10 protein-coding genes are annotated in these 16872 nt (G+C 38.2%); 7 read left to right on the top strand and 3 right to left on the bottom strand.

Going from position 1 to position 16872, the window contains the following annotated elements:
- Nucleotides 1-77: 77 nt before the first annotated feature.
- Nucleotides 78-4745 carry a DNA polymerase III subunit alpha gene (dnaE, locus tag IW16_RS09570; protein ID WP_034743017.1) on the bottom strand — a complete coding sequence of 1556 codons (4668 nt, stop codon included), beginning with the start codon at nt 4743-4745 and terminating at the stop codon, nt 78-80.
- 294 nt (nt 4746-5039) lie between these two features.
- On the opposite strand from dnaE, the gene IW16_RS09565 reads away from it, so the two are divergent.
- From IW16_RS09565 to IW16_RS09550, 4 genes are all read left to right on the top strand, one after another.
- Nucleotides 5040-7151, top strand: a complete 2112-nt coding sequence (locus IW16_RS09565) for a S8 family peptidase (RefSeq protein ID WP_034743015.1) — start codon at nt 5040-5042, stop codon at nt 7149-7151.
- Nucleotides 7152-7225: 74 nt separating this feature from the next.
- On the top strand, nt 7226-9298 hold the full coding sequence (locus tag IW16_RS09560; RefSeq protein WP_034743013.1) for an alpha-ketoacid dehydrogenase subunit alpha/beta: 2073 nt from the start codon (nt 7226-7228) through the stop codon (nt 9296-9298).
- Nucleotides 9299-9425: 127 nt separating this feature from the next.
- A complete protein-coding gene (locus IW16_RS09555; protein ID WP_034743011.1) occupies nt 9426-10460 on the top strand; it encodes a bestrophin family protein in 1035 nt (344 codons plus the stop codon).
- 223 nt (nt 10461-10683) lie between these two features.
- Nucleotides 10684-11766 (top strand): serine hydrolase domain-containing protein, encoded by a 1083-nt coding sequence (locus IW16_RS09550; protein WP_034743010.1) that lies wholly within the window; start codon nt 10684-10686, stop codon nt 11764-11766.
- Between the two features lie 147 nt (nt 11767-11913).
- Here the strand turns inward: IW16_RS09550 and IW16_RS09545 are convergent, their stop codons facing one another.
- Nucleotides 11914-12372 carry an Lrp/AsnC family transcriptional regulator gene (locus IW16_RS09545; RefSeq protein ID WP_034743009.1) on the bottom strand — a complete coding sequence of 153 codons (459 nt, stop codon included), beginning with the start codon at nt 12370-12372 and terminating at the stop codon, nt 11914-11916.
- Nucleotides 12373-12529: 157 nt separating this feature from the next.
- On the opposite strand from IW16_RS09545, the gene IW16_RS09540 reads away from it, so the two are divergent.
- On the top strand, nt 12530-13756 hold the full coding sequence (locus IW16_RS09540; protein ID WP_034743007.1) for an aminotransferase class I/II-fold pyridoxal phosphate-dependent enzyme: 1227 nt from the start codon (nt 12530-12532) through the stop codon (nt 13754-13756).
- A 51-nt stretch (nt 13757-13807) separates the two neighbouring features.
- On the opposite strand, the gene IW16_RS09535 is transcribed toward IW16_RS09540, so the two are convergent.
- Nucleotides 13808-14812, bottom strand: coding sequence for a glycosyltransferase (locus IW16_RS09535; protein ID WP_034743005.1), 1005 nt, complete (start codon nt 14810-14812; stop codon nt 13808-13810).
- Nucleotides 14813-15010: 198 nt separating this feature from the next.
- Here IW16_RS09535 and IW16_RS09530 point away from each other — a divergent pair, with 198 nt between their 5' ends.
- Both IW16_RS09530 and IW16_RS09525 read left to right on the top strand, forming a co-directional pair.
- Nucleotides 15011-16024, top strand: a complete 1014-nt coding sequence (locus IW16_RS09530) for an SDR family NAD(P)-dependent oxidoreductase (RefSeq protein ID WP_034743003.1) — start codon at nt 15011-15013, stop codon at nt 16022-16024.
- A gap of 39 nt (nt 16025-16063) precedes the next feature.
- Complete coding sequence (locus tag IW16_RS09525) at nt 16064-16870, top strand: helix-turn-helix domain-containing protein (protein ID WP_034743000.1); 807 nt, start codon at nt 16064-16066, stop codon at nt 16868-16870.
- Nucleotides 16871-16872 lie beyond the last annotated feature (2 nt).

Genomic DNA, 16872 nt, shown 5'->3' with positions numbered 1-16872 from the left:
TCACCAAACAACGACTTAATATTAAAACAGAAAGAGCGACAAAATGCCGCTCTTTCTGTTTTTTCGATCTAAATATTCTAGTTCAGATAAAACTCATATTTATTAAGGAGTTGAATTTCTTTAATAAGATCCCCATTCAGATCTACAGAATGTTTCATAGACTGCACTTCAATCTGTGAATCATCTTCAATATTTTTGATATAGAATTTAAGTTTTTGATTTCCTTTATTCCTGTCCAGAACGGTTCTGAAAAAGTCCAGATCTTCAGCCCGTACATCCATAACGTCCATAACCAGAGAGATACTTTTGGCAAATCTTTCAAAAGCTTCCTGAAGTTCAATCACATCATTGACATTAACAAAGACTCTTCCATCCTTCACCTGTGCAAACTTTATTTTGAAAATTACAAATCTCTGAACCTCCAGCTTTTCTTTCAGACGCATATAATCTCTATCTCCCAGCCTGAAAGAGTAAGACCCTGAATAATCTTCCAGAGTAACAAAGGCTACCTTTTCTCCGCTTCGGAAGCCATCCTGAACTCTATACTCAGTAATTAATCCGGCTACTGTATATTCTTTTCCGCCTCCTCCATTCTCTCTTTCCTTTTGAAGTGTCTTCCAGTCTTTCTTTTTTTCTTCAAACAGCTCTTCCTGCTTATTGGAGAAAGCCTGCTCTTTATAAGCATCTACCTCATCAAGATTTAAAAACATGAAATTTCCTTTTGGTTCCGCTTTTTTTGTTACTTCTTCTATAATTTCTTCTTCACCAATAGACAGGTCATCAGAGACAATTTCAATAAGATCTACAGTTTCATCCTGAGAATCTTTTTCCAAAATAGGAACCTCATCCGTTACCAGCTTTTCTTCCTCATCTTTTTCCAGCACGCTCTTTTTAGACAATTGCCCCTGCATAAACTGAAAATGATATTTGAATTCATCCAGCGGATGTGCAGAAAGATAGAATCCAATGATCTCTTTTTCTTTGTTAAGCTTATGCATATTCGGCCATTCCGGACAAGGTGGCAATTTAGGCTGCTCGATCTGTACTTCATCGGCAAAATCAGCAAAAAGAGAATGTTCCATTTCGTTTTTACTTTCCTGGAAGCTCTGTCCGTACCTGATCAATCTTTCAAGATTCGTTTTCCCAGCCATGTCAATATCAAAATACTGACCTCTGTGGTAAGATCCCAATTCATCGAAAGCACCCGCCAACACTAAACTTTCCGCCACTCTTTTATTCATCTGGGAAGGTAAAATCCTTTCGAAGAAATCATAAATATTTTTAAACCTTCCGTTCGCTCTTTCCCTTGTAATAGCCTCACTCGGCCCTTCACCAATCCCTTTAATCGCTCCCAGACCAAAACGGATCTGGCCTTTTTCGTTTACAGAGAATTTATATTGAGATTCATTCACATCCGGTCCTAAAACATCCACCCCGATACTTTTACAATCCTCCATAAACATGGTGATAGAATCCGTATTGTTAATGTTATTACTCATTACACTCGCCATATATTCTGCCGGAAAATTTGCTTTTAAATAAGCCGTATGATAAGCAATTAATGCATAACAGGTGGAGTGAGATTTGTTGAAGGCATATTCAGCAAAGGCTTTCCAGTCGTTCCAGATTTTTTCTAACCTTTCCTCGTTAAGATTATTTTTTCTTCCACCTTCAATGAATTTGGGATACATTTTATTCAGAACTTCAATCTGCTTTTTACCCATTGCTTTTCTCAAAGTATCGGCTTCACCTTTTGTAAAATTGGCTAATTTTTGAGACAAGAGCATTACCTGCTCCTGATAAACCGTAATTCCGTAGGTTTCTTCAAGATATTCTTTAGTTTCATCCAGATCATAAATCACTTCTTCGATTCCATGTTTTCTGTTGATAAAACTTGGAATGTATTTAATTGGTCCCGGTCTGTACAAGGCGTTCATGGCAATCAGATCGGCAAAAACCGTAGGTTTCAGTTCGCGCATGTATTTTTGCATTCCCGGACTTTCATACTGGAAAATTCCGACTGTTCGTCCTTCTTTGAATAACTGATAGGTTTTAGCATCATCCAAAGGAATCAAATCGGGATTGATATCAATTCCATGTCTGGCTTTGACTAACTTTACTGCATCTTTAATAATCGTCAGCGTACGAAGACCCAAAAAGTCCATTTTCAGAAGTCCTGCACTTTCAGCCACCGAGTTATCAAACTGAGAAACCAAAATATCGGCATCTTTAGCCGCAATGGTTACCGGCACCAGATTACTCACATCTTCCGGCGTAATAATAACTCCACAAGCGTGAATTCCCGTATTTCTGATACAACCTTCCATTTTTTTGGCACTTGCCAAAACATCGTGGCGGGCGTCATCCGGTGTGTTCAGAACATACTTCATTTCATCGACAAGCTGTTGCTCTTCCGGCTTTAGTTTATCATACTTTGCCAATGCTTTTGCAATATTCATACCCGGACTTGGAGGAATCAGTTTTGCAATATTATTGGTATCAGGAATTGGTAAATCTAAAACTCTTCCGGCGTCTTTAATGGCTGATTTTCCACCCAAAACCGAGTAGGTAATAATTTGCGCCACCTGACTCTGTCCATATTTTTCGATAACCCATTTAATTACCCTGTCACGCCCTTCATCATCAAAGTCAATATCAATATCGGGCATCGAAACCCTCTCCGGATTCAGGAATCTCTCAAAAAGGAGATCGTATTTAATAGGGTCAACATTGGTAATCCCGATACAGTAAGCAACCGCAGAACCTGCCGCAGAACCCCTTCCCGGTCCTACCCAGACTCCCATATTTCGAGCTTCATTACAGAAATCCTGCACAATAAGGAAATATCCGGGATAACCGGTGTTCGCGATTACATCAAGCTCAAAGTCCAGACGTTCTTTGATTTCATCTGTAATTCCGGTTTCTACATATCTTTTTCTTGCCCCTTCATACGTTAAATGAGTAAGATAAGCCATCTCTCCTCTTTTTCCTCCATCTTCCGCATCTTCTGCATGGATAAACTCTTCCGGAATATCAAATTTAGGAAGGAGAACGTCTCTTTTTAAAGTATACGGACTGAATTTACTTAGAAATTCCTCGTAAGCATCGAAAGCATCCGGATAAGCCAGAAATGCTTCTTTAATTTCGTCGCTGTTTTTTATATAATACTCTCCTGTGGTAAGTCCTCTTCGTTTCCCGAAGCCTTTTCCTACGGGAGTGGTAAGCTTTTCACCATCCTTGATACAGCTTATGATATCCTGAATATTGGCATCGTCTTTTTGGGTATAAAAAGTTTCATTCTGGGCAAGAATTTTAGTATCGTATTTATCTGCCAGATAAAGTAAAACTTCATTTAAATGCTCTTCTTCAGGCAGTTTATGGTTCTGAAGCTGCACATAGAAATCATCACCGAAGGTTTCTTTCCACCATTTAAAGAGCTCTTCCCCTTTCTGCTCCCCTGTATTAAGGATTGCATCCGGAATATCTCCTAAAATACCGGAGGTTACAGCGATAAGTCCTTCTTTGTATTCAGCGATCAATTCTCGGCTGATTCTCGGCACTCCGAAATAGAAACCTTTTAAAAATCCTATACTCGAAAGCTTTGCCAGATTTTTGTATCCGTTAAAATCTTTTGCCAAAAGAACCATTTGAGTCCTCCTGTCCGGATCATCTTTGGTAAACTGCTTCTGCTCGTACCGTTCTGATATGTAAAATTCGCAGCCTACAATAGGGATGAGCGGATCTGAAACAGGTTCCTCTTCGGTAAACTCTGTTCCGTTTTCTTCTGCTTCCTGCTTTTTAGCAAGGAATTCTTTATGTTTTTTTGAACGGTCAGAATTCGTGGACTCTACTGCTGATACGAATTTGAAAGCCCCCATCATGTTTCCGGTATCCACCATTCCTACGGCAGGAAAGTTTTCATCAGAAGCTTTTTTGATCAGGTCATTAATGCTGGAAGTTGCCATCAATGTAGAGAAAACACTGTGGCTGTTGAAATTGAAATATTTCCCCAGATCAACTTCATCAATATTTCGGGAGTCTGTATGTTTTTTCTTGCTGTTAAAATCAGCAACCTGACGTCTGATGACAATGGGAAAAGGCTTTATCGGATCCGGATAAAGTGTTTTGAAATACGCCAGCTGATCTTCGGAGATCTTCAGTACATCGGATGGAATTACGCCAATTCTCATCATTTCGAAGAATACTCTGGCGGTTGCATTTACGTCAGCAGCAGCATTGTGGGCTTCGTCAAATTTGTGGCCGTAAAGCTTTTCGTACAGTTCTTCCAGTTTAGGAGATTTATACCTCCCTCCTCTTCCGCCGCCAAGCTTACAATAATCTGTTCCCAGAATCATGGTATCGGCTTTGGGCTTATCCTGAAGATTGTCTTTTATATTTTTTCTGTAGAATTCTGCTCCTACTATATTGTAATCGAACTCCACATTGTGTCCGGAAACGATTCTCACCCTATCCAGTACTTTTGAAAACTCCTCCAGAATCTCCTGCAGGTCACGTCCTTCTTCATTAGCGATCTTGGTAGTAATCCCGTGGATCCTTGCAGCATTAAATGGAATATCATAGCCTTCAGGTTTTATTATATAATCCTGATTCTCAATTAAATTACCATCATCATCATGTATCTGCCACGCGATCTGAACCATTCTTGGCCAGTTGTCTGAGTCTGAGAGCGGAGCATTGAAATTCTTAGGTAAACCGGTTGTTTCTGTGTCAAAAATTAAATACATATAAGTTTCTAACTTTTCTAAAAAAAAGAGAATGTAAAGTTACTTCATTTTTTCTAATAATAAACATCTTCGCTACTGTCCAATGATGTTCAAAATTTTAACCCCGAATCAGTATCTTTTTTAAAATTCACAATCTAAACAAATACACAATAAACATTAAATACATAAAAAAAATCAATAACTCTAATAATAAGCATTAAAAAAAACAAACAAAAACCTACTAAACATAAGCTAATTTAAACATTTTGCTATATATTTGTTATCTTATAAATTTTAAACATTTTACTAACTGTTATGAAGAAACATTTATTTTTGGTAGGTACTTTAGCTTTTGCTTTAGTAAGTGCACAAAAGAACGAAGGATTAAAACATGAGTTTGAGAAACAGAACAGAGAGAACAACGCTAAGTTTGACTCTTACGTAGCAAAAGCATTCGGAAGCAACAGAAGCCCTGAAAAACAAAAAGAAATAGATCAAATGAGATCTAATTTAGCAGGCTTTAATTTTGGCATCCCTTATTTTTTACAGCAGGAGGACACCAGACAGTTATCAAATTCGAATTCAGATTTGCTTAATACAGCAGGGAATATCACAGGTTTAGCAGGGTCTTTTAATGGTGAGAACATTAAATACACTGTATTTGATGGTGGAAGAATTTACGAGGCTCACACCGCATTTAATAATGCAGCCAACAGAATCTCCAATAAGGAAGCAACCACTCAACCATATTCTGAACACTCTACTGGTGTGGGAAGTTTTATAGGAGGGAAAAGTGTTACTCTTACATCCGGAACACCACCTGTAGCAGTTGGAAATGCTAAAGGAGTTGCGATCAACTCTACAATGGACAGCTATAGGTTTGCTACTACAACTTTACCGGGTAATACAGCAGCAAGTACTGTTTTTGAAAAAATTATTATTGCTCAACCCAATATTTCCAATCACTCTTACGGAATTAATTCCGGTTGGACAGAAACATATGATCTCAATACTGGAAGCATAACTTCTTTTGTATACAACGGAAGTAAAGCTGGTGATTCATTTTATGATTATCAGGGAACATACAATACAAATGATGCCAACTATGATGCAATAGCATATAATAATCCTTCTTATATCATTGTTAAATCCGCAGGTAACTATTTTAATCTTGGACCTGCCGGAAAAAACTCTACTGCTCCAAAATCTTATCAGGGTCCTAACGGAGCTGTTGCATTTGCTGCTACAGATACCTTACCTCCCAATAACTGCTCATTAGGATACGACTGTATCGGAACAGGATCATTGGCAAAAAATATTATTGTTGTTGGTGCAACAGATATCATTGCTACTAATAATTTCAGATATACCAATGCTTCAGAAGTTGTGCATTCGGAGTACAGCAGTGCAGGTCCTAGAGATGACGGTGGAATCAAGCCGGACATCTCAACGGTAGGAACAAATGTTCTTTATGCTGCATCATCCGCTACAGGAAGCGATTCCTGGGCAGGAGGAAGCGGAACCTCTTTTTCGGCTCCTATTGTAACAGGAATTATAGGGCTTTGGACACAAATCAACAAACAGTTATTTGACAATGCATTGCTTAACGCATCTTCAGCCAAAGTACTTACCATTCACTCTGCCTCAGAGGCGGGTAATGTTGGTCCGGATCCACACTTCGGATGGGGATTCATCAACGCTAAAAAAGGCGCAGAATTGTTGGTTGGAAAATCAAATGGCTCTGTTATTTTCACAGATGAAACATTAACAAGTGGTACCGCTAATACCAAAATGATTAAAGCATCAGGATCAGAACCATTAAAAGTTACGATTAGCTGGCTTGATCCTAAGTATACTCCAAATTACCAATTTGTAGAGGATGTTTTTAACAACCGTGATTCAAAACTGATCAATGATGTTGATTTGAGAATAATCGACACCACAGACAATACCATCTATTATCCTTGGAAGTTAAATGCAAACAGTCCAATGACTCCAGCAATAAAAGCTGACAATACGGTTGACAATGTAGAACAGGTGGTTATTAACAATCCGGTAGCGGGTAGAGTTTACAAGATTCAAATCAATAACAAAGGAACTCTTAAGAATGATGCGGGAGCAGCAGCTCCTCAGAATTACTCAATCATGGTTACAGGACACACTGAATTCCTGGGAACTAATGACGAAGTAAAATCTAAAAATGAAATTGCTGTCGCTCCTAGTATAACAAAAGATTTCGTTAATATCTTGAAAGCTCCTAAAAAGTCAACTTTCGTGATTTATGATCTTTCCGGTAAAAAACTACAGAATGGAGTAATCAACAGCGAGAGAGAATCTGTTGATTTATCATCATATACTAAAGGAATTTACATCGTTGAAGTAAGAACAGATAAAGATGTAATCTCTAAAAAAGTAATTAAAGAATAACCCTATACCACATAGAATTCATACAAAATACTAACGCTTGTTAGTATTTTGTTTTTTATGTATATTTGCTTCCTATGGAAAATACACTTCACGAAAAAGTTTCTCAGGATATTTTGCTTAAAGCGTACAATCATATGATGCTGGCCAAAGCAATGGCAGATATCTATGAAGAAAACAGAAATATCTGTAAATATGTTCATAGTACATCAAGAGGCCATGAAGCTATTCAGCTAGCCACTGCTTATCAGTTAAAAAAAGAAGACTGGATTTCTCCATACTACAGGGATGAAAGTATTCTTTTAGGAATTGGTTTTGAGCCATATGAATTGATGCTTCAATTGCTGGCAAAAGCGGAAGACCCTTTTTCTGGTGGAAGATCGTATTACTCTCACCCTTCAAGCCGCGATGAAAACAAGCCAAAGATCATCCATCAGAGCTCTGCTACAGGAATGCAAACCATTCCAACTACAGGAGTTGCACAGGGGATAAAATATATTCAGGATTTCAATTTACAAACCTTTGAAAATAATCCGGTTGTGATATGCAGTCTTGGAGATAATTCTGTAACGGAAGGTGAAGTAAGTGAAGCGCTGCAGTTTGCAGCCCTGCACCAGCTTCCTATCATATTTCTTGTACAGGATAATGAATGGGGTATTTCTGTAACCAAAGAAGAGGCAAGAACATGTGATGCTTACGATTTTGTAGCAGGATTTACAGGCCTTAGCAGAATGCGTGTTGACGGAACTGATTTTGTGGAAAGTTTTGAAGCCATGAAAAAGGCTGTAGACTTTGTAAGAAATGAAAGAAAGCCTTTAGTGGTTTGTGCCAAAACGGTTCTTATCGGTCACCATACATCCGGAGTACGTAGAGAATTCTATAGAGACGAAGAAGATTTAACAAAACATAGAGCGAAAGATCCGGGAGAAATCCTTAGAAAACAGCTTCTTGAATCAGGAGCTGATGAAGATCTGCTAAAACAGATCACTAAAAAAGCCCGTCTTGAAGCAGAAGAAGCTTTTGAAAGAGCTCAAAATGCGGAAGATCCAAAACCTGAAACGGTTATGCAGCACGTTTTTGCTCCAACTCCGATCACAGAGGAAACGGGAACACGTGAGCCTGCAGGCGGTGAGAAAATTGTAATGGTAGATGCAGCTATTCATGCTGTTCAGGAGCTGATGTGGAAACATCCTGAAGCCCTTCTTTACGGACAGGATGTTGGGGAAAGAATCGGAGGTGTTTTCAGAGAAACCGTTACTTTAGGTAAAAAATTCGGAAGTAAAAGAGTATTCAATACAGCCATTCAGGAAGCTTATATCATCGGTTCAACTGCCGGAATGAGTGCTGTAGGATTAAAACCTATCGTGGAGGTTCAGTTTGCTGATTATATTTATCCGGGTATCAACCAGCTGATTACTGAAATTTCTAAATCAAGTTATTTAAGTCAGGGGAAATTTCCGGTAAGCAATATCATCAGGGTACCAATTGGTGCTTATGGCGGCGGCGGACCGTACCACAGCGGAAGTGTTGAAAGTATTTTAGCCAATATTAAAGGAATTAAAATTGCGTACCCAAGCAACGCAGCTGATTTCAAAGGTTTATTAAAAGCAGCTTATTATGATCCAAATCCTGTGATCATGCTGGAGCATAAAGGCCTGTACTGGAGCAAAGTTCCGGGAACTGAAGATGCCAAGACCATTGAACCGGCAGAAGATTATATCTTACCTTTCGGAAAAGGTAAAGTAATTATTGAAGCTGATCAGAATGAAACTGAAAAAGGCAGGACATTATTGGTTGTTACCTATGGAATGGGAGTTTACTGGGCTAAAGAAGCTGTAAAGAATTTCAATGGAAGAGTTGAAGTAATCGACCTGAGAACCATCATTCCTCTTGACGAAGAGCTTGTATTCGAAAGAGTGAAAGCGCACGGAAAGTGTATTGTATTAACAGAAGAACAACTCAACAATTCTTTTGCAGAGGCATTTGCACACCGTATTTCGAAAAACTGCTTCAAATATCTGGACGCTCCTGTAGAAACAATGGGATCTCTTGATGTACCGGCTGTTCCTATCAATCTGGTATTGGAAAAAGAAATGCTTCCGAACGCAGAAAAGCTGAGCAAAAAGATCGAAGAAATGCTGAAATATTAATCAACAATATTAATTATATCAAACCTCTAATTTTTTAGAGGTTTTTTTTATTACATTTAATAAGCATTAGAATATCTCATTTTGGTATTTCTTTTGTTTATACCGACACCAAATTTCACGCTGCATTATGATCACCACAAAATACGTCAACTACAAACAGGTTTTAAACTTATCCGGTATTCATCTGATCTGGATTTCTGTTTGGTGCACCTTAATTACCGGACTCTTCTATTTTTTTAACTGGCACTGGATGATCATCCCTTGGGTTCCCGTGGCACTGATTGGTACTGCAGAAGCTTTTTTGGTAGGTTTTAAAAACAATCAGGCTTATGACAGACTATGGGAAGCACGAAAAATATGGGGTGGAATTGTGAACTCCAGCCGCTCGTTCGGGTCCATGGTTTATGCTTTTGACACTAAAAATGAGGAAGTCGGTGCTTTTGACCTGGAAGACCGTAGAAAAAGAATTATTCACCGTCATATTGCATGGCTGTATACCTTTCGCGAACAGCTTCTCGTTCCTGCAGAATGGGAACACATCAGCAATGAAGAAGATTCTTTTAAAAATGTTGATCTTAAACGCCACAGACTTATTAAAGCAGGTTTTCCTGATTACGGAAGAACCCCTATTTTTTTACATAAATATCTTTCGGAAGAAGAATTTGAGCTTCAGTCAGATTACAAAAATTTCGCAACCTATCTGATCTCCCAGCAAGCCAAAGAGATCAATGAACTAAAAAATGAAAAAATCATATCTGAGTTCAATCAGGTACAGCTACAAAATTGTTTAAACGAATTTTATAATTACCAGGGACAAGCCGAAAGAATTAAAAAATTCCCTTCACCAAGACAGTTTGCGAGTACGGCATTTGTATTTAATATTCTTTTCATCCTATTACTTCCGCTAGGTTTGGTAAATGAATTTGCCAAATTGGGAGACTGGGGTATATGGACTTCTATTCCTTTCTGTATTACTATCGGCTGGATCTATATCATTATGGAACTCGTGGGTGATTATTCTGAAAATCCCTTTGGAGGATTAATGTTTGATGTTCCTATGCTTTCTATCTGTAGAGCAATAGAAATTGATCTTTTACAAATGGGAGGAGGGCATGAAGACCTTCCAGAACCTATCTCCTCCAAGAACGGAGTATTGGTGTAATATTTTTCATCATCCTAAAATCTACTCACGACAAAATAAGAGCATTTACTACAAAAATTTAAACTTATTTTGCTCATATTTTATTGTTTTATTTCATAATTTAGAGGCTATAAAATTTAGTTGACGTTATACCCAAAATGAAATTCACATTTTGTTTTTGGTATAGTGCAGCTATCTTTTTACACTAGCTGATAATTATATAAATCCCCCTCTTTTTTAAACAATGAAATTCAAGCATGTACTGCAGGTTATGACGATTTCTGTTCTGACCATTTTTTGCCCTAAATTGAAATCACAGGCAACTCCTAAAATTGATTTATCCAAACCATTTACTGAGAAATTCACCGGAGAAATTAAGGATAGTATCCCTTCTCTTGGTTCTTTCATCATTGCTCAGAATGACAAGATAATATACGAGCAGTATTTTCACGGTGCCAGCAAAGAAACCGTCTTCAGTGTAAAATCTGTTACCAAAAGCATAACCTCTGTTTTGGCAGGCATTGCAAAAGACAAAAACCTTCTTCCCGATCTTAATACACCTGTTTTAAAAATCCTTCCTGAATACAATGTTTCAAGGAGTAGGTTTAAAAATATTTCCAATCTTGAAGGCAAAATGCTTCATGATTCTATCAAAAACACTGTAACATTAAGAAATCTGATGATGATGCAGGGAGGTTTTGATTGGGTTGAAAATTCAAAAGTATCTATGGCTATGGGATTTTCAAGTGATCCTGTAAGATTTGTTCTGGAGCTGCCTTTCGAAGAATATCCCGGAGCCGTATTCAACTATAACAGTGGTGAAACCTATGTTTTCGGAGCTGCATTGTCGAGAATCGTCAATACAAGTCTAAAACAATTTGCAGATGAAAATCTTTTCCAACCCTTAAACATTCACATCACCAAATGGGATACAGATCCACAGGACAGAAACCTTGCAGGCTCGGAACTGTTTATGAAGTCCAGTGAAATGCTGAAATTTGGCTCTCTGATCCTGAACAACGGAAAAGTTGGAAATAAGCAGATTGTGTCTCAAAAATGGCTTCAGGAATCAACTTCGGAGCAGGTGAAACTGGATTCATGGGATGTAATGCCGGATGCTAATGGCTACGGTTATTATTGGTGGCGCAGAAAAACCAATGGTCATCAGGCATATGTTGCTACCGGATACGGCGGCCAGCTAATCTGTGTCATTCCTGATTTAAAGATGGTGATTGTAACCACGTGCTTTTTAAATGATAAAAACAAAGGAAGGGCCGATATCAAAAGGCTTCATTATTTTATAGATAAAATTACCCAGGCACATTAAGATTGTACTGAAAATAAAACTCTTTACGCGCTGTCCTCACTCTTGTGTATCAAGGATCTTAGTCCTGGCAAATAACAAGATTTTTCATAAATAAATATTCAGCCTCAAATACAGAAAATCAGAATTTTCCTTTTGATTTTCTGTATTTTATACAATGATTGCTGTTGTATTTTTCACCTCGGAAATCATAAACGAGCTGTGGGTACTGGCAATATGCTGAAGTGCCGTCAATTTGCTGAGCATAAAATTACGGTAATCTTCCATATCTTTCACCCCTATCTTCAGGATGTAATCGTAATCACCGCTCACATGAAAACATTCTGTGACCTCATGAAGGTTCATAACTTCTCTCTCAAACTGTAGTACAAATTCTTTTTTATGCTGTGTTAATTTGATGTGGCATAACACAATAAAGTCCCTGTTGATTTTATGCCGGTCCAGTAATGCCACATATTTTGAGATTACTCCCAGATTTTCGAGTTTTTTTATCCGTTCATAAACAGCCGTTACAGACAAATTGAGCTTGTAAGACAGTTCTTTGGTAGTCTGTTTACAGTCTTCCTGCAGGAACAGGAGCAGTTTTTTATCAGTTTCATCAAAATTCATAGATAATTTTTTGGAAAAAGTTTAACATTTTCAAAGATACCAAACATATTTTCTAACTAAAGCAAAAAAAATAGATTTATATTCTACATAATCAAATATATCTTGTAATTATTATGAAAACAGAGCATATTTAACCGATCAATAAAATATAAAGCTTATGGAAAATTTTAATGCAGCCAATGAGATCCAGGATCTGCAATATTTTGGTGAATTCGGAGGAGTGAATCCATCGATTTCTGACAGCTCTACTTATACGTTTCTTTCTGCAAAAACGATGTTTGACACCTTTGAAGGAAATGCTGAAGGATGTTATTTATATTCCAGACATTCATCCCCAATGAATCTTTACCTGGCGCAGGCACTGGCCAAAATGGAAAACACAGAGGCAGCCAACGTTACGGCATCCGGAATGGGAGCTATTACTTCTGTCCTCATGCAGGTATGTAAAAGTGGAGACCATATTATTTCCAGCAGAACGATCTACGGCGGTACCTATGCTTTTCTTAAAAACTTTTTGCCTCCATTTCATATTGACACCACTTTCGTAGACATCAGCAATTTTGAGTCTATAGAAAATGCAATAACACCTCATACAAAGGTTATATACTGTGAAAGTGTAAGCAACCCGCTGCTTGAAGTGGCAGACCTTAGAAAACTTTCAGAGATCTGTAAAAAACACAATCTGAAACTGATCGTAGACAATACCTTCTCCCCTCTTTCTGTTTCACCGACGTTGTTAGGTGCCGATATCGTAATCCATAGTTTAACCAAATTTATTAATGGAAGCAGTGATACGGTAGGCGGTGTTTATTGTGGAACTCAGGAATTCATCAATGATACTAAAAACGTGAACAACGGAGCATGCATGCTGCTCGGACCAACGATGGACAGTTTCCGGTCTGCAAGTATCCTGAAAAACCTGAGAACGCTTCACATCAGAATGAAACAGCACAGCCACAATGCAATGTACCTTGCTGAAAGGTTTGAAAAAGACGGACTGAAAGTTTCTTATCCGGGACTGAAATCCCATAAGGACCATGAGCTTATGAAAAGCATGATGTATGAAGAGTACGGATTTGGCGGACTGCTGACGGTAGATGCAGGAACAACTGATAAAGCCAATGAGCTGATGGAAATGATGCAGCAGGAAAACCTGGGGTATCTTGCAGTAAGCCTGGGCTTCTATAAAACTTTATTTTCATGCTCGGGAAGTTCTACTTCATCGGAGATTCCGGAAGAAGAGCGTGAAGCAATGGGCATATCAGACGGACTGATCAGATTCTCGATCGGACTGGATCATGATATCGCCAGAACTTATGAAAAAATGCGGGAATGCATGCTGAAAACAGGCGTTCTCAACCATGAAACTTTATACATATCCTAATTTATTGTTATAAAAGCTGTCGGAATTTTTGACAGCTTTTATTTTCTCTATCTATTTTTTATGGAAATGTTTTGGGAACGCATCTTCAGGCTTCATTCTGAAAATATTAAGAAGCACCCACGATTTCAGGAAACCGTATCCGTAAGAGAACATCTGAATATAAGTAGAAATCACAGCCATTCCGGCAATGCTTATATTCTTCGTAACCATCATTGCATGAAACAATACCAGGAAGGTATACAATCCGTAAAATGCCAGAATAATACCTCTTCCCAAAATAAAATATTCGATAAAACCTAAGATATAACCTAACATAAAAAGTGTAGGAAATGCAAATGATATCTTTACATAGTTGGGGTGTCTCTGATTAAGAATTGGTCTGGCACATCCAAACTGGTACACCTGTTTAGAAAATTTACCGAGATCTACCCTTCTCTTATGAAACACGGCAATATCATCAAAAAATGCAGTTGTGAAACCTTTCTCCCAAAGCGTCATAGACAAATCCGGATCTTCTCCTATTCTCATTTCCGAAAAACCGCCTACCTGCTCAAAAACCGCTTTATTGACTCCCATATTAAAGCTTCTCGGCTGAAATCTGGATACGGCTTTTTTGCTCCCTCTGATTCCTCCTGTTGTAAAAACTGAAGTCATAGAATAGGAAATAGCTTTCTGCATGAGATTAAAACCTTTATGAGCTTTATCTGCTCCTCCGAAAGCGTCACATGGAATGGTCTCAATATCTTTTTTAATATTTTCGATATAATCTTTTTCTACGATTACATCACTGTCTACAAAAAGAAGCCAATCATTCTTCGCTCTTTTTGCTCCGTAGTTTCTCGTAAGTCCCGGACCGGAATTCTCTTTTCTGAAATATTTAATATCTAAAATACCCTCGAAATTCTGAATTGTCGGCTTAAGATCAATAAGAGAACCATCGTCTACAATAATCACTTCAAACTCTTTATCTGTCTGAAAAGTCAGAGAATTCAGCAGTTCAAAAAGTTCGTCTTTTCGGTTGAAAATAGCAACAACAATGGAAATAGTAGGTCTCAAATTGAAAATTTTTCAAAATTACTTATTCGCTGAGGAATCCGCAAACAGTTTAACAGGTTATTCATAGAAATTAACTTTCACAGGAAACTTCTAAAAAAATACTTTTGGAATTTTAAACACACTAATTTGACATTTTGAACAAAATCAACATGATCTGTACGCTCTACCTTTGCTATAGAAATTTTTAAAATTAAAAAAATGTTACAGAACATCAATCCATTTCAGCAGCCTGTTCACACAGGATTCAATGCAGAATCAACAGCACAGGAAGTCATTAATGGCATCAGCCTTACCGGAAAAACAGCAGTGATCACAGGAGGTTACGCTGGCATAGGCCTTGAAACAACAAAAGCACTTGTGTCAGCAGGAGCAACAGTAATCATTCCCGCAAGAGACATTGAAAAGGCCCGCCAGAATCTTGCCGGTATTGAAAACATAGAACTGGAAAAAATGGACCTGATGGATCCGGATTCTATTGATGCATTGAGCGAAAGATTCATTGCTTCCGGCAGAAAACTCGATCTTCTCATTAATAATGCAGGAATTATGTGGGTTCCCCTCCGAAGAGACTCCAGAGGTATTGAATCACAACTGGCTACCAATTACCTTGGACAATTTCACCTGACTGCAAAACTATGGCCTGCCTTAAAAAAAGCAGAAAACGCCCGAGTAATCAGTGTTTCTTCTTACGGGCATCAAATGGCTCCTTTTGATTTTGAAGATCCTAATTTTGAGAACAGAGACTATCAAACTCTTTTAGGGTATGGCCAATCGAAAACAGCATGTAATTTATTTGCCACTGCGCTGGACGAAATGGGGAAGAAGTTTAATATCAGAGCTTACTCATTGCATCCAGGCTCAGTATATGGAACGGATCTGGGTAGAGAAGAGCCTATTGATCTGTATATCCAGATGGGAACCCATGACATTGACGGAAAAATAAAACCTGAAGTTGAAGCCAGATTGAAAACAGTTCCTCAGGGTGCTGCCACAACCGTTTGGTGTGCAACCAGCCCTGCTCTTCAAAATATAGGTGGCGTTTACTGCGAAAATTGTGATATTGCCGAAATCGATCTTGGCCAGATCAAACACAGATATGACGAACCATCAACAATCCGAGGTGTACAGCCTTATTCCATTGATCTGGAAAATGCACAGAGACTATGGAAATTAAGCGAAGAAATGCTTGGCTTTACATTCGACGCAGAATAGTTCCTTTTTAAATACATTTGTATCTATAAACTAAAGACGATGGAATTCCAGATAAACTATATCACACCGGACATCAAGCTTTCAACCTACGATGACAGGCTCTTCAAAACAGAAACGGTTTTTGAATACCATATGCTGGTATGGTTTATTTCCGGGGAAACCAAAATTATTCAGGCAGATCAATCCTACCTGTTCAGAGCAGGAGATATTTTTCTTATTCCGAGAAATCACCTCGCCACTATTATCAATTACCCCAAAGACGGACTTCCTCATAAAGCTGTAGTAATGCATCTCACGACAGAACGTCTTAAGCAGTTTTATGCTTCAGTTGAATGCGAATATAAACCAATGGGCAGAGAATCTAAAATATACAGTTTTCAAAATCATCCCTTACTCAAAAGCTGCCTTGCCTCACTGATTCCCTATTTTGAAGTGGAAGGGCCATTCCCGGAAAATATCGCTTCGCTGAAAATTACGGAAGCCATCAGTATTCTAAGAGAAATTGACAAAGATATTGATGGAATTCTGACCGATTTTGAAGAGCCTGGAAAAATTGACCTCGCCGGATTTATGGAAAAGAATTATATGTTCAATATGTCTCTGGAAAGATTCGGATACCTTACAGGCAGAAGCCTTTCTACTTTTAACAGGGACTTTAGAAAAATTTTTCAGACCACTCCTCAGCGATGGCTCACTCACAAACGTCTGGAACTGGCTTATTATCATTTAAAGGAAAAACATAAAAAACCTTCCGATATATTCATGGAAGTTGGTTTTGAGGATTTTTCCCATTTTTCTTACGCTTTTAAAAAACAGTATGGGCTGGTTCCATCTGCCTTGAACTGATC

Source organism: Chryseobacterium vrystaatense, assembly GCF_000737765.1.
Classification (GTDB): Bacteria; Bacteroidota; Bacteroidia; order Flavobacteriales; family Weeksellaceae; genus Chryseobacterium; species Chryseobacterium vrystaatense.
This window is presented reverse-complemented; position numbering and strand designations above follow the sequence as displayed.

What these genes read in the sequence shown, in the direction of transcription:
- IW16_RS09545 (WP_034743009.1), bottom strand. Translation starts at nt 12,372, where the DNA reads ATGAATTTTGATGAAACTGATAAAAAACTGCTCCTGTTCCTGCAGGAA.
- IW16_RS09555 (WP_034743011.1), top strand. Translation starts at nt 9,426, where the DNA reads ATGATCACCACAAAATACGTCAACTACAAACAGGTTTTAAACTTATCC.
- IW16_RS09525 (WP_034743000.1), top strand. Translation starts at nt 16,064, where the DNA reads ATGGAATTCCAGATAAACTATATCACACCGGACATCAAGCTTTCAACC.
- IW16_RS09560 (WP_034743013.1), top strand. Translation starts at nt 7,226, where the DNA reads ATGGAAAATACACTTCACGAAAAAGTTTCTCAGGATATTTTGCTTAAA.
- dnaE (WP_034743017.1), bottom strand. Translation starts at nt 4,745, where the DNA reads ATGTATTTAATTTTTGACACAGAAACAACCGGTTTACCTAAGAATTTC.
- IW16_RS09565 (WP_034743015.1), top strand. Translation starts at nt 5,040, where the DNA reads ATGAAGAAACATTTATTTTTGGTAGGTACTTTAGCTTTTGCTTTAGTA.
- IW16_RS09550 (WP_034743010.1), top strand. Translation starts at nt 10,684, where the DNA reads ATGAAATTCAAGCATGTACTGCAGGTTATGACGATTTCTGTTCTGACC.
- IW16_RS09530 (WP_034743003.1), top strand. Translation starts at nt 15,011, where the DNA reads ATGTTACAGAACATCAATCCATTTCAGCAGCCTGTTCACACAGGATTC.
- IW16_RS09540 (WP_034743007.1), top strand. Translation starts at nt 12,530, where the DNA reads ATGGAAAATTTTAATGCAGCCAATGAGATCCAGGATCTGCAATATTTT.